At 31.2% G+C, this 12,504-nt stretch carries 12 protein-coding genes; 8 read left to right on the plus strand and 4 right to left on the minus strand.

Features of this window, described 5'->3' with window-relative positions; translation table 11 throughout:
• The first annotated feature begins 317 nt into the window (after nucleotides 1-317).
• From ES045_RS15400 to ES045_RS15430, 7 genes are all read left to right on the plus strand, one after another.
• Nucleotides 318-1,178 (plus strand): hypothetical protein, encoded by an 861-nt coding sequence (locus tag ES045_RS15400; RefSeq protein WP_147117167.1) that lies wholly within the window; start codon nucleotides 318-320, stop codon nucleotides 1,176-1,178.
• Between the two features lie 68 nt (nucleotides 1,179-1,246).
• A complete protein-coding gene (locus tag ES045_RS15405; protein ID WP_147117168.1) occupies nucleotides 1,247-1,693 on the plus strand; it encodes a hypothetical protein in 447 nt (148 codons plus the stop codon).
• A 5-nt stretch (nucleotides 1,694-1,698) separates the two neighbouring features.
• Nucleotides 1,699-2,412, plus strand: a complete 714-nt coding sequence (locus ES045_RS15410; protein WP_147117169.1) for a CsgE family curli-type amyloid fiber assembly protein — start codon at nucleotides 1,699-1,701, stop codon at nucleotides 2,410-2,412.
• A 14-nt stretch (nucleotides 2,413-2,426) separates the two neighbouring features.
• Nucleotides 2,427-2,840 (plus strand): curli assembly protein CsgF, encoded by a 414-nt coding sequence (locus ES045_RS15415; RefSeq protein WP_147117170.1) that lies wholly within the window; start codon nucleotides 2,427-2,429, stop codon nucleotides 2,838-2,840.
• Nucleotides 2,841-2,852: 12 nt separating this feature from the next.
• Nucleotides 2,853-4,199, plus strand: coding sequence for a CsgG/HfaB family protein (locus ES045_RS15420; protein ID WP_147117171.1), 1,347 nt, complete (start codon nucleotides 2,853-2,855; stop codon nucleotides 4,197-4,199).
• A 9-nt stretch (nucleotides 4,200-4,208) separates the two neighbouring features.
• Nucleotides 4,209-5,708, plus strand: a complete 1,500-nt coding sequence (locus tag ES045_RS15425; RefSeq protein WP_147117172.1) for a carboxypeptidase regulatory-like domain-containing protein — start codon at nucleotides 4,209-4,211, stop codon at nucleotides 5,706-5,708.
• A gap of 106 nt (nucleotides 5,709-5,814) precedes the next feature.
• On the plus strand, nucleotides 5,815-6,993 hold the full coding sequence (locus ES045_RS15430) for an AIR synthase related protein (protein ID WP_147117173.1): 1,179 nt from the start codon (nucleotides 5,815-5,817) through the stop codon (nucleotides 6,991-6,993).
• A gap of 111 nt (nucleotides 6,994-7,104) precedes the next feature.
• On the opposite strand, the gene ES045_RS15435 is transcribed toward ES045_RS15430, so the two are convergent.
• The 4 genes from ES045_RS15435 to ES045_RS15450 form a co-directional block, all read right to left on the minus strand.
• Nucleotides 7,105-7,767 carry a YiiX/YebB-like N1pC/P60 family cysteine hydrolase gene (locus tag ES045_RS15435; RefSeq protein ID WP_147117174.1) on the minus strand — a complete coding sequence of 221 codons (663 nt, stop codon included), beginning with the start codon at nucleotides 7,765-7,767 and terminating at the stop codon, nucleotides 7,105-7,107.
• A gap of 229 nt (nucleotides 7,768-7,996) precedes the next feature.
• Entirely contained in the window at nucleotides 7,997-8,374 is a 378-nt protein-coding gene (locus ES045_RS15440; protein ID WP_147117175.1) for a hypothetical protein, read from the minus strand.
• Nucleotides 8,375-8,519: 145 nt separating this feature from the next.
• Nucleotides 8,520-8,723, minus strand: coding sequence for a hypothetical protein (locus ES045_RS15445; RefSeq protein ID WP_147117176.1), 204 nt, complete (start codon nucleotides 8,721-8,723; stop codon nucleotides 8,520-8,522).
• Nucleotides 8,724-8,787: 64 nt separating this feature from the next.
• Nucleotides 8,788-9,084 carry a Bor family protein gene (locus ES045_RS15450; RefSeq protein WP_223267277.1) on the minus strand — a complete coding sequence of 99 codons (297 nt, stop codon included), beginning with the start codon at nucleotides 9,082-9,084 and terminating at the stop codon, nucleotides 8,788-8,790.
• Between the two features lie 786 nt (nucleotides 9,085-9,870).
• Here ES045_RS15450 and ES045_RS15455 point away from each other — a divergent pair.
• The gene (locus ES045_RS15455; RefSeq protein WP_147117177.1) at nucleotides 9,871-12,420 is read left to right on the plus strand and encodes an adenosylcobalamin-dependent ribonucleoside-diphosphate reductase; all 2,550 of its coding nucleotides are present in this window, start codon (nucleotides 9,871-9,873) and stop codon (nucleotides 12,418-12,420) included.
• Nucleotides 12,421-12,504: the final 84 nt, after the last annotated feature.

Consider the following 12,504-nt stretch of genomic DNA (forward strand, 5'->3'; position numbering starts at 1 on the left):
AAATGGCTTTTTTCCCTTTGTTTCATTCGTTTTTAAGTTTTTTTTTGTTAAATTATAAAAGACTTCTGTTATTTTGCTGTTTTTTTTTATGAATAATAAACTTACATTTACAGTGTTATATAACATTTGTTACTGCTCTTTAAAAAGAGTTGATGAAAATGTAATTGTATATTTTTATACCTCCCTAAAAGCACATTTTACCCCTGTTAATTATTTTTCCCCTTATTTTTTTTAAAGCATTATCGTATTTTATTATTAAATATAATGAGAATACTTTATGCACAAACTTTAACTAATATAAATTAAAATCAATTATCATGAAAAAATTATTAAGTTTAGCTATGGTATTAGCTACGGGTGCTTTCTTTGCACAAAATTCAAATTTATCTACTCAGAATGGTTTTGGTAACGGTGTTACTGTTACTCAATCAGGTGCTGGTAACGGTTCTACAATTAATCAAGATGGTTCAAACTCAGGAGTAGGTAATGGAGGAAACAACAATATGGCTGCTGTTACTCAAATAGGGCTTACAAATATGGCATCTATTGATCAACAAGGAGATTCAAACATAGGAACTATTTATCAAGACGGAGATTTAAACCAAGCTACACAAACTGTTGGTGTTGGTTTTGCTGAAAATAACGTTGCTACGTCTACTCAATTTGGAGGACAAAATGAGTCTATTCAAAATCAAATGCATGATAATAATTATGCTGAGGTTATGCAAATAGGAACAGGTGTAAGTGGTTATGGTAATAACTATGCAAAACAAGACCAAAAAAGTCTTGCAAATGGTGTAGCGGGTAGTATGGCATACATTTATCAAGAAGGTACAGATAACAGAGCTGTTCAAAAACAAAGAGGTAGTGATAATATGGCTGCTACTGTTCAATTAGGTGCAGATAACTGGTCTAAAACAACTCAGACATCTGTTGCAGGTTCAGGGTTTTTTAGTGCATCTTTAGTTATGCAAAATAGTGCAACTGATGGGCATAAGGCTACTGTAAATCAAACGTCTTTAGCTGCTAATAACATTAGTATTATAATGCAAGATGATTTATTGGGTGTTGGTGGTAACAAAGCGACAGTTACACAAAATGCAATGTCTAGTGATAACATGAGTACTGTTTTACAATTTGGTACAAACACAGCTGTTATTAACCAAACGGGTATGTAATATTTAAGATAAGCGAGAGAAAGATAATATTCTCTTGCTTATCTTTTTTTTAATTTAAAATTTTTAACATGAAAAGATATATAATTCTATTGATTGTTTTAATAACGCAACTCTTTTGTAATGAGGTTTTTTCTCAAAGTTCAGCAACCTATTCTTCTGATAAAAAAGTAATAAATTCTCAAAACAATTTAATACCAAATAATAATTATTTAACTACTATAGCACAGCTAAATATAAGCAGTGGTGCTAATGAAGTAGTTTTAAATCAATATGGTTTAAATAATGTTGCAGAGATTTATCAATCTAAACAGACGGCACAGAGTGTGGTGCAAATAGGAATAGAAAATTATTATGGTTTTGTAGATTATGAAAATAGCAGCCCAGTAAATTTTAACGTTTTGCAACAAGGGAATGCGAATTCTTTACAAATTTATGGAACGAATTCATTAATTAATGGAATGGAAATTATTCAAAAGTCAAACTTTAAAAATATTGTAATTAGAAATTACAGATAATAGCAATGCAAAAGAAATATAAACATAGCTTATTGCTCCTTTTGATAACTTATCATCTAAGTGCACAAATTAAGAATGATATTTCTGGTGAAATCAATATAGATAAAAAAGATGAATTTATAACCTTAAGAGCTATTGTAGAAAATGAAAGCTTATTATTCAAAGATCAATTAACTTATATTTTTATTGCTGTTAAAAAAGAGGAAAATGGAAATTACTCGAACAGTAAACAAACGGGTGCTTTTTCTTTAAAACCGCAAGAAGAAAGCGAGCAGGCAATTATTAGGATTAATTTAAGTGACAATGAAGAACTACGTACATATCTCTTTGTAAAACAAAAAGACAAGTTAATCTCAAAAGATTCTATTTTTATAAACATAAAAACAGCGCAAAAGGTAACAATACAAAAAGAACAAGATTTTGTATTAAAAGGCATAGTAGTAGATGAAGCTTTTTCTAAAATAGGTAGAGATTTTCATGACTTTTTTTATCAACAGTATTTATTGTCAGGAAAAAAATATCCATTTATTATAAAAATCAAAGAAAAACCAGGTATGGCTAGATCCAGTATTCTATCTGTTGAAATAGAAGACTATAAAATACATGAATTTTTCTCAAGACCAGATGAAGAATACTTAAAAGCTAACGTTAAATTAGTGTTAGAGCGAATAAGTGCCTACGAAAAAAGGCGTCAGACCATATACAAGAATAATAAATAATAAAATTAAGTATTATGAAATTTAGAAAAATAAAAATAAGCATTTTGTTTTTTTTACTTGCAAGTACTACTTTTTCTCAAGCAATAGTATACAAGCCAATTAGTGTTTTCTTTGGTGGAGAGGCTTTTGCATACCAACAAGTATTAGCATCTGCAAATGCTCAAAATGATTTTAAGGAAACTTCTAATAATAAATTTGAACAGCCTTCCGATATTGAAAACTTTACAAATAACTTAAATAGACAATTGTTAAATTCTTTATCTCAGAGTTTATTTAAAGAACAAATTGGCATTGATGAATTAAGTACAGGAACGTATGTTTTTGGTTCTTTAGTAGTAGAGGTTACTCCTGCTGTAGGTGGCTTAAGCGTAAGTATTTTAAATACTTCAACCGGAGAGCAAACTTATATAACGATACCAAATAATTAAATTCAGTTTATTATGAGAAAATTACCACTGAGTATAGGTTGCTTATTTGCTGTTTTTTTATTTGTTGGTTGTGGTGCATACTTTAATCAGCCATTGAACCGAACAAATGCCAGAATAGGAGAGAATACTTCGTCTAGATCTAGTGTGAAAGATTTCTTACCAAAAGATAAAATGGTTGTGGGTGTCTATAAGTTTAGAGATCAAACTGGGCAGTATAAACCTATAGAAAATGGATCTACGTTTAGTACTGCAGTTACTCAAGGCGGTACCTCTATTTTACTAAAATCTCTAGAAGATTCAAAGTGGTTTAAGCCAATAGAAAGAGAGAATATAGGTAACCTACTAAACGAAAGACAAATTATTAGAAACACACGTCAAGAACATTCTAACAACAACACATCTGTAAAATTACCACCACTTTTATTTGCCGGTATTATAATAGAAGGAGGCGTTGTGTCTTACGATTCTAACATAATAACAGGAGGCTCTGGTTTAAGGTACTTTGGCGTTGGTGGTTCCAATAAATACAGACAAGATAGAATAACAGTATACCTTAGAGTTGTTTCTACTACAAACGGACAAATATTAAAAAATGTATATGCTTCTAAAACGATATTGTCGCAGGGAATTTCTGCAAACTTTTACAGATTTGTGGCGCTAAGAAGGTTGCTTGAAGTCGAAACAGGAGTTACAAAAAACGAACCAGCACAATTGGCAATTAAAGAGGCTATAGATAAAGCAGTTGAGTTGTTAATTGTAGAAGGAATTGTAGATGGCTTATGGCAGCCTGAAGGAGGTGATGAAGTGGTTCAAATAGTTAAAGAGAATTACCAAAAAGAAAAGAAAGAGGCAAGCGAAACAAAACTGTTCGATAGAAAACAAGAATTAAATAGAAGTAAAAATGCTATAAATGTAACAGCTTTAGCTAGTAAAATAAATGGAGATTACAGTAACTCGGCACTAGGTTTAGGTTTTGATATCAAATATAAATATACGTTAGACAACCCAAAATTTGCTATTTCTGCAAGTTCTGGTCTTTTCGAATTAAAAAACACAGGCATCTTTAAAGAATCCTTTATAAATAGTAGTTTAAATTTAGAATTTATTCTTCTACCCTATGATACATTCACGCCATACCTTTATGCAGGTATTGGCTCAGTATCTAAAACCAACCTTAGTGAGAGTTACTTTAAATTTCAATACGGTTTAGGTTTAGAATATCTGATTTCAAATAATTGGGGGGTAACAATTAATGGAGAGCACAATATGTTGAATACAGATAATTTAGACAATTTAGTGAGAGGTCAGCAGAATGATCAAATTTGGAATATAAAAGCAGGTTTTAGTTTCTATTTTTAAATTAATATTATGAGAAAATTACAAAAAATATATGTCTTACTACTTTTTACTGTTTTTACAAACTGTAATGAAGAGAATACCATTGGAAGTGTAGAAGTTGGAGAAATTACAGGTAGGGTTGTAAAAGCAAATAGTTTTGAACCTATAGAAAATGCTAAAATAACGCTATCACCAACAAATAATACAACATTTACAGATGCGAATGGAGATTTTATTTTTGAAGAGGCTCCTATTAATGAATACTCTGTAGAAGCATCAAAAGAAAAATTTTTAAACTCATTTGAGCCCGTTAGTTTAGAGTCTGGTGCTTCTATTAATGTGGTTTTTGAAATGGAAATATCTACGGCATTAAACAATGCACCAACAACACCAAAATTAATATCTCCCAAAGATGGTACTATAGATTTAGAAAGATCTGTAGAATTAGTATGGGCATCTTCAGATATTGATAAAGATTCGATATTTTATAGATTAGAAATCAAGAACGATTTTAATAATGATATTCTTAAAGTTGGCAACCTTTTAGATACTACTTACGTCGTTTCAAATTTAAAATTTGGAAGAAAATATTTTTGGCAAATAGCCGCAACAGATAATATAAATCCAGAAGTACTAAGCGCTTCAAGCTCATTTACTATATTAAAAGATACAGGTAATAGGTTTGTGTATGTGAAGGTTAAAGATGGAAATAATATTATTTATTCATCAAGTCTAGCTGCCAATTCAACTCCTGTTAATACAGTTCAGTTAACCGAAACTACAGCAAACTCTTGGAGGCCTAGAAAAAATAATACTGTAAATTTAATTGCATTTTTAAAAAATTTTAATAATGAGGTTCATATATTTACAATGAAACCAGATGGTTCAGACGTTAAAAGAGTCACTTCAAATGTACCAATTAACACGTTTAATTTAAATGAAGTAGATTTTTCTTGGTCTGCAACAGGAGATAAATTTATATATCCAAGTTTTGATAAACTGTATATGATAAATAAAGATGGAAGTGGTCTTCAATTAATACATCAGACCACAAATGGGCATTTGATTACAGAATGCGATTGGAGTAATGACGAAAATAAAATAGCAATAATAACAAACAATTCCGACGGATATGATGGTTCTATTTATACCATAGATACTAGTGGAAACTTGGTAACTTCAATTGTTTCTGCAAACGATGGTGCTTTAGGAGGATTAAATTTATCTGTAGACGGTAATTTATTAATTTATACGAAAGATGTTACCAGTTTTCAGTCTTCAAATTACAGAAGGTTAGATAATAGAATCTTTACATATGATTTTTCTACAATGACAAATACAGAGCTACAAACTCAAAAAGAGGCAGGTACTAATGATTTAGATCCGCGCTTCTCACCAAATGAAGCAGAGGTAATTTACGTAAACTCTTCCAATGATGGTATTTCTCTGAAAACTATATTTAGAATTCCCATTATTGGTGGCGCTCGTGAAGGGCTATTTCAAGATGCAATTATGCCAGATTGGGAATAGCGTTTATCTAGAATAAAGTTTTAAAAAACCAAATGATAAAAATCATTTGGTTTTTTTATGATGTCAAATAAAAGAAAGTTAAATTTGCAGTTCACAACACAATAATATGAGTCAAGAAGTTTCTAAAAGATACGCGCAAAGAGGTGTTTCAGCATCAAAAGAAGATGTACACAATGCAATTAAGAATATAGACAAAGGTTTATTTCCGAAAGCATTTTGTAAAATTGTGCCAGACTATTTAACAAACGATGCAGATTATTGTTTAATAATGCATGCAGATGGTGCAGGAACAAAGTCTTCTTTAGCATATATGTATTGGAAAGAAACAGGCGACATTTCTGTTTGGAAAGGTATTGCACAAGATGCATTAATCATGAATATTGACGACCTTTTGTGTGTTGGAGCAACAGATAATATTATGTTGTCTTCTACAATTGGTAGAAACAAAAGTAAAATTCCTGGTGAAGTTTTATCAGCAATTATAAACGGAACAGAAGAATTAATTGAAGACTTAAAAGGTTTTGGAGTAACCATTCATTCAACCGGAGGAGAAACTGCAGATGTTGGCGATTTAGTACGCACAATTATTGTAGATTCTACAGTTACGGCAAGAATGAAACGTTCTGAAGTTATTGATAATGCAAACATAAAAGCAGGTGATGTAATTGTTGGTTTAGAATCTTTCGGACAAGCAAGTTATGAAACGGAATACAATGGAGGAATGGGCTCTAACGGATTAACTTCTGCAAGACACGACGTTTTTCATAAATATTTAGCAGAGAAATATCCAGAAAGCTTTGACGCTGCAGTTCCAGAAGAGTTAGTGTATTCTGGGAATACAAAATTAACAGACAAAGTAGAAAACTCTCCTATTGATGCTGGTAAATTGGTTTTATCTCCAACAAGAACCTACGCACCAATAATTAAAGAAATTTTATCGAAATTTAATTCAGAGACCGTTCACGGAATGATTCATTGTTCTGGTGGCGCACAAACAAAAATTTTACATTTTGTAGATAACTTGCACATTGTAAAAGACAATATGTTCGAAGTACCACCATTATTTAAATTGATACAAGAACAATCGAATACAGATTGGAAAGAAATGTATCAGGTTTTTAACTGTGGCCATAGAATGGAAATTTATGTATCTCCAGAAATAGCAGAAGACATAATTTCTATTTCTAAATCTTTTAATGTAGATGCTAAAATAGTTGGTAGAGTAGAAGCGTCAGAAACTAAAAAATTGACTATTACAAGTGAGTTTGGTGTCTTTGGATATTAAAATACAGCAATCATTATTAAATTATATTATAAAAAAACTCCAATTACCTTTAAAAGTAATTGGAGTTTTTTTTTATGGTTGTTTGTAGTTTATATAAAATAAGTTTACCCTTTATTCATTTTCATAATCATGCACAAATTTAATATGAGGACTGCTGGCCATTAAGTTAGGGTTTGTTCCTTCAGTTCCCTCAGGAATTGGTTGGTTGCGTGTTTCGTAATAAGTTGCCCAACTAGGCATTGGATTTCCTGTGCTGTCGTTAAATGTCATTGGGTGCGTAAGAAAAGGAATAGAATCTTTAGGTAAATCTTGAGAAGAGAACATTTTATAAACTAATTCGGAGCAATAATAAGAAGTGTCATCCCATAAAAAAATATCATCATAAGGCGTATTTATTCTTTCGATTCCATACGCTATTGCTTTAGAAATATAAGGCTGATATTGGCTCTCTAGTCTTGCAACCGTTGTTTGAGATTTGTTGAATTTATTCTTATTCCTGTTCAGAAACGCTATTAAAGGGGTTTGACAAATTCCTTTTTTCGGAATCGCTTCCACGACAAACCATTTTCCATCTTTTTGCATTGCCATCCCAACATGCGAATAGTTTTTAGAAAATGAAGTTGCCGTTACGTCTTTAATTGCATTATCTATTTCGCCTGTTCCTGTATTTTGAAAAAGTAAATCTCCTTGTTTTATGTCAAAATTATTATTACAACTGAGCAAAATAAAGGAGAATACAAGGAGGCTACAAGTTTGCTTTAGGATTCTATTCATGATTGTTTTGTTGTTATTTTAGGATGGGGCAAAATTATTGCCAACTTTGTTTTAAGCAGTGAATTTACTAAATAAAGCACGAACGAAAACATATCGAAATGATTTCCTAAGTGAGCTAAAAGTAGCAATTAATTATAGACGTTGTTGGTAGTAGGTTTTATTTCAACATATAATTAATTATTAATTCGATTTTAGAAAAATTTACTATTACTTATCATCTTGTTCACAACTATTGTTTATTTCCAGTCCACTTCCCATTGTAGTTTAGGCTTGAATTATTCCAAGTTCCGCTCGCTGTTGTTCCCTCCATTTCTCCAATAAATGTTGCTCCACTATTTGCAGTTCCGATAGTTACACTCAAGTTTCCGTTAGCTTGAACATTTCCATTGACATCAAAAGTGTCACTAAATACATTAGATATTGTAGTTCCAGAAATATTTCCATTTCCATCTATTGTCATACTCCAAGTTCCGTTATCTCCTTCGCCAGTATATTGTCCGCTCCAATTACCTTCAAAACTTAAAGGATTAGAGTTGTCGTCATCGCTTGAACAAGAGTTAATAAATAATGTAATAATTAAAATTGGTAAAATAATCAGCTTTTTCATTTTGTAATTTTTATTGATAATATTTAGGTTTCGTATGGACTTACTGCCAACGAGATTGTGCACGGTTTGTTGCGTGGTTAAGTGAGGAGTTTGGTGAATTGGCTATAACGAGCAATTAATTTCACAAGGAGTTGTAGATTGTGCTTTATTCAGTTTCTTTATCTTTTAGAATACTTTTTTTCGTTAAAAGTAGGAAAGTCAAAAATATTACAAAAAGAATTACTTTTCCAATTAAATATCCAAAACCATATTCAGTCAATCGTTCAAAGTCATTTGTAAGTATTTGAAATATATTGACTAATAATAGAATAGAAATTATAGCTGAAATATAAAATACTGCTTTATTCATTTTAGGTTATTTATTCAAAAAGAAAGGTAATTATTAAATTACCTTTCTTTATTTAAGTCATGAACTATTTAGTTACTGTTGTAGTTGATGGAGTGTAAATTCCAAAAGTTAAAGAAGCTACTAGTCCGTTAACAAATGTTTGTCTGGTGTGAACTGTGTAATCTTTCGTGCCATTTGCCATTTGTTTAGAATCAGAAACTCCAACAGGGGCTAAACCGTAAACAACATAATGATTCCATTGGGTCGTTTGAGAATTTCCTTTTGCTCCTTCTCCGACAACACTTGTGTAAGAGTAGCAAGAAGTTAATAACATTGATGAAGCAAATAATACTGCCATCATTTTCATTGATTTTTTAATCATACTTTTTTAAATTAATTTAAACATTTTATTTATATCACTCATTTTGAGTCTCGTTTTCTGTTTTTTTATAAGGTTTTAGCAAATGTTACTTTACAGTCTATAACTCCAATTATCTTCAGCTATTTAAGTGATAAGTTTTAATCTAACAAATTTTATAATAGGGTTGTTTCTGTCATTTTTGATAGAGTAATAAAAACCTGATTCCATATCTTTAAATTGCCAAATTGCAATCTCAATTTTAAAAAGGCTCTGTTTAATTGTCATTTTTAGAGTTACTACTGCATCAATTAAGTAAAAACACACTTATTAAAAGAGTAAGAACATAAATTTTTTCCTGTTTTAATCTTTCCATATTTTAGATTAACATTTGCTAATTACAGACACCAGAATAAAAACTTTTGATCCCAATTCATATCTGTTGTAAACCTACAATTGCAAAAGCAATTATTACTACGGGTTTCCGTAGTTTAAAATGTGGTTTCGTGAAGTTTTTACAAATAAGGTATTATTTACCTATGTTTTCTTAATTTTAAAAGCCTATAATTTGAGAGTAATCAAGATAAAATCAATTTTAAAATGCTGATAATAAGTAGCTTTGTTTCATGTCTTTGTGATTCAAAATAAATAAATTATTTGTTAACTTCTCTATGTTTATAAGTTTTTATTTATCTAAAAATCAATTAGTTAGTTGGTTTTGGTAAAAACTTTATGATAATTATCATTCTTTAGGTTGTATCTTTGTAGGATATTTATTTCTTCATAAATCATTTTAAATTGCCCCATATAATGAAATCAAAAACAGTACACACTCCTCGTAAAATATATTCTAGAGACGAGGCTTTAAAAGCTGCACTTAACTACTTTAAAGGTGATGAATTAGCCGCTAGTGTGTGGTTAAATAAATATGCTTTAAAAGATTCTGCTGATAATATTTACGAAAGTACTCCTGATGAAATGCATCAAAGAATTGCTTTAGAAATTGCAAGAGTAGAGCAGAAATATGAAAACCCATTAACCGAGTCAGAAGTTTTTGAGGCGATAAAAGATTTTAAATATATTGTTCCCCAAGGAAGCCCGATGGCAGGAATTGGAAACCCTTTTCAAATTGCGTCTTTGTCTAATTGTTTTGTAATTGGTAATGATGGTGAATCGGATTCTTACGGAGGCATCATGAAAATTGACCAAGAACAAGTGCAATTAATGAAACGTAGAGGAGGTGTTGGTCATGATTTATCTCACATTCGCCCAAAAGGTTCTCCAGTTAAAAATTCAGCATTAACATCTACAGGAATTGTTCCTTTTATGGAACGTTATTCAAACTCAACTAGAGAAGTTGCACAAGACGGAAGAAGAGGAGCATTGATGTTGTCTGTTTCGATCAATCACCCAGATGCAGAAGATTTTATTGATGCAAAATTAGAACAAGGAAAAGTGACGGGAGCAAATGTTTCTGTGAGAATTGATGACGACTTTATGAAAGCCGTAAAAGGCGATGGAAAGTACGTGCAGAAATATCCTATTAATAGTGAAAAACCTACGTATACCAAAGAAATAGAAGCAACTGAAATTTGGAGTAAAATTGTACACAACGCATGGAAATCTGCAGAACCAGGTATTTTATTCTGGGACACCATTATCAACGAATCAGTGCCAGATTGTTACGCAGATTTAGGCTATAAAACAGTTTCTACAAATCCTTGTGGCGAGATTCCTTTATGTCCGTATGATTCTTGTCGTTTATTAGCCATAAACTTATTCTCTTATGTAGAAAATCCGTTTACAGACAAAGCAATATTTAATTTCGATTTGTTCAAAAAACACATTGTTATTGCGCAGAGAATGATGGATGATATCATCGATCTAGAACTAGAAAAAATTGATGGAATTTTAGCAAAAATAGAAGCAGATCCAGAAGGAGAGGATGTAAAAGCTACAGAGAAAAATCTTTGGCTAAACATCAAACAAAAAGCTTTTGAAGGAAGAAGAACAGGAATAGGAATTACTGCGGAAGGAGATATGTTGGCAGCTTTAGGAATTCGTTACGGAAGCGAAGAAGGAAATACTTTTTCTACGGAAGTGCATAAGGTTTTAGGAATAGAAACCTATAGAGCTTCTGTAAATTTGGCAAAAGAAAGAGGTGCATTTGCTATTTTTGATGCAGATAGAGAAAAAGACAATCCGTTTATTTTAAGAATAAAAGAAGCAGATAGTAAATTGTATGCAGAAATGTTAAAATATGGGCGTAGAAATATTGCTTTGTTAACCATTGCGCCTACAGGAACAACTAGTTTAATGACACAAACGTCATCTGGAATTGAGCCTGTTTTTATGCCGGTGTACAAACGTAGGAAAAAAGTAAACCCTAATGATAAAAATACGCGTGTAGATTTTGTGGATGAGGTAGGAGATTCTTGGGAAGAGTATGTAGTTTTTCACCATCGTTTTAAACAATGGATGGATGTAAATAATATCGATTCTTCAAAGAATTTCACACAAGAAGATATCAACGAATTAGTGAAAAAATCGCCCTATTACAAAGCAACTTCTAATGATATTGATTGGGATAGTAAAGTAAGAATGCAAGGTGCAATTCAGAAATGGGTAGATCATTCTATTAGTGTTACCGTTAATTTACCCAATGATGCCACAGAAGAATTGGTGGGAGAATTGTATTTAAAAGCCTGGGAAGTTGGTTGTAAAGGAGTTACTGTATATAGAGATGGTTCGCGTTCTGGCGTCTTAATTTCTGCGGAAGACAAGAAAGACGACAAAATAAAAGAGACTAGTTTTTCACAAAAACGTCCGCAATCAATAGCCGCAGACGTGGTTCGTTTTCAAAATCAGAAAGAAAAATGGATTGCTTTTGTAGGTTTGGTTGATGACAGGCCTTATGAAATATTTACAGGATTATTAGATGATGAAGATGGAATTTTAATTCCGCGTTGGGTAGAAAAAGGATTGATTATTAAAAACAGAAATGAAGACGGTTCTTCGCGTTACGATTTTCAATACAAAAATAAAAGAGGGTATAAAACAACAATAGAGGGATTGTCTCATAAGTTCAATCCAGAATTTTGGAATTATGCCAAATTAATTTCAGGAACCATACGTCATGGAATGCCAATTGATAAAATTGTAGAGTTGATACAAAGTTTACAATTTGATTCAGAATCTATAAGTACGTGGAAAAACGGAGTGCAACGTGCATTGAAAAGGTATGTTGAAGATGGTACAGAAGTAAAAGGACATAGCTGTGAAAGCTGTAATTCTAACAATTTAATTTATCAAGAAGGCTGTTTAACATGTAAAGATTGTGGTTCTTCTAAATGTGGATAAACTTTTGATAGGAAATTAAAAATGCCAAAAGCTTTAAAAGTTTTTGGCTTTTTTTTAAAATTTTAAATTGAATTATTGTGTTTT

The sequence above is a fragment of the Polaribacter sp. IC073 genome, assembly GCF_007997075.1.
In the GTDB taxonomy this organism is placed as follows: Bacteria; Bacteroidota; Bacteroidia; order Flavobacteriales; family Flavobacteriaceae; genus Polaribacter.

What these genes read in the sequence shown, in the direction of transcription:
- ES045_RS15445 (WP_147117176.1), bottom strand. Translation starts at nt 8,723, where the DNA reads ATGAATAAAGCAGTATTTTATATTTCAGCTATAATTTCTATTCTATTA.
- ES045_RS15420 (WP_147117171.1), top strand. Translation starts at nt 2,853, where the DNA reads ATGAGAAAATTACCACTGAGTATAGGTTGCTTATTTGCTGTTTTTTTA.
- ES045_RS15430 (WP_147117173.1), top strand. Translation starts at nt 5,815, where the DNA reads ATGAGTCAAGAAGTTTCTAAAAGATACGCGCAAAGAGGTGTTTCAGCA.
- ES045_RS15400 (WP_147117167.1), top strand. Translation starts at nt 318, where the DNA reads ATGAAAAAATTATTAAGTTTAGCTATGGTATTAGCTACGGGTGCTTTC.
- ES045_RS15440 (WP_147117175.1), bottom strand. Translation starts at nt 8,374, where the DNA reads ATGAAAAAGCTGATTATTTTACCAATTTTAATTATTACATTATTTATT.
- ES045_RS15405 (WP_147117168.1), top strand. Translation starts at nt 1,247, where the DNA reads ATGAAAAGATATATAATTCTATTGATTGTTTTAATAACGCAACTCTTT.
- ES045_RS15455 (WP_147117177.1), top strand. Translation starts at nt 9,871, where the DNA reads ATGAAATCAAAAACAGTACACACTCCTCGTAAAATATATTCTAGAGAC.
- ES045_RS15450 (WP_223267277.1), bottom strand. Translation starts at nt 9,084, where the DNA reads ATGATTAAAAAATCAATGAAAATGATGGCAGTATTATTTGCTTCATCA.
- ES045_RS15415 (WP_147117170.1), top strand. Translation starts at nt 2,427, where the DNA reads ATGAAATTTAGAAAAATAAAAATAAGCATTTTGTTTTTTTTACTTGCA.
- ES045_RS15435 (WP_147117174.1), bottom strand. Translation starts at nt 7,767, where the DNA reads ATGAATAGAATCCTAAAGCAAACTTGTAGCCTCCTTGTATTCTCCTTT.
- ES045_RS15410 (WP_147117169.1), top strand. Translation starts at nt 1,699, where the DNA reads ATGCAAAAGAAATATAAACATAGCTTATTGCTCCTTTTGATAACTTAT.
- ES045_RS15425 (WP_147117172.1), top strand. Translation starts at nt 4,209, where the DNA reads ATGAGAAAATTACAAAAAATATATGTCTTACTACTTTTTACTGTTTTT.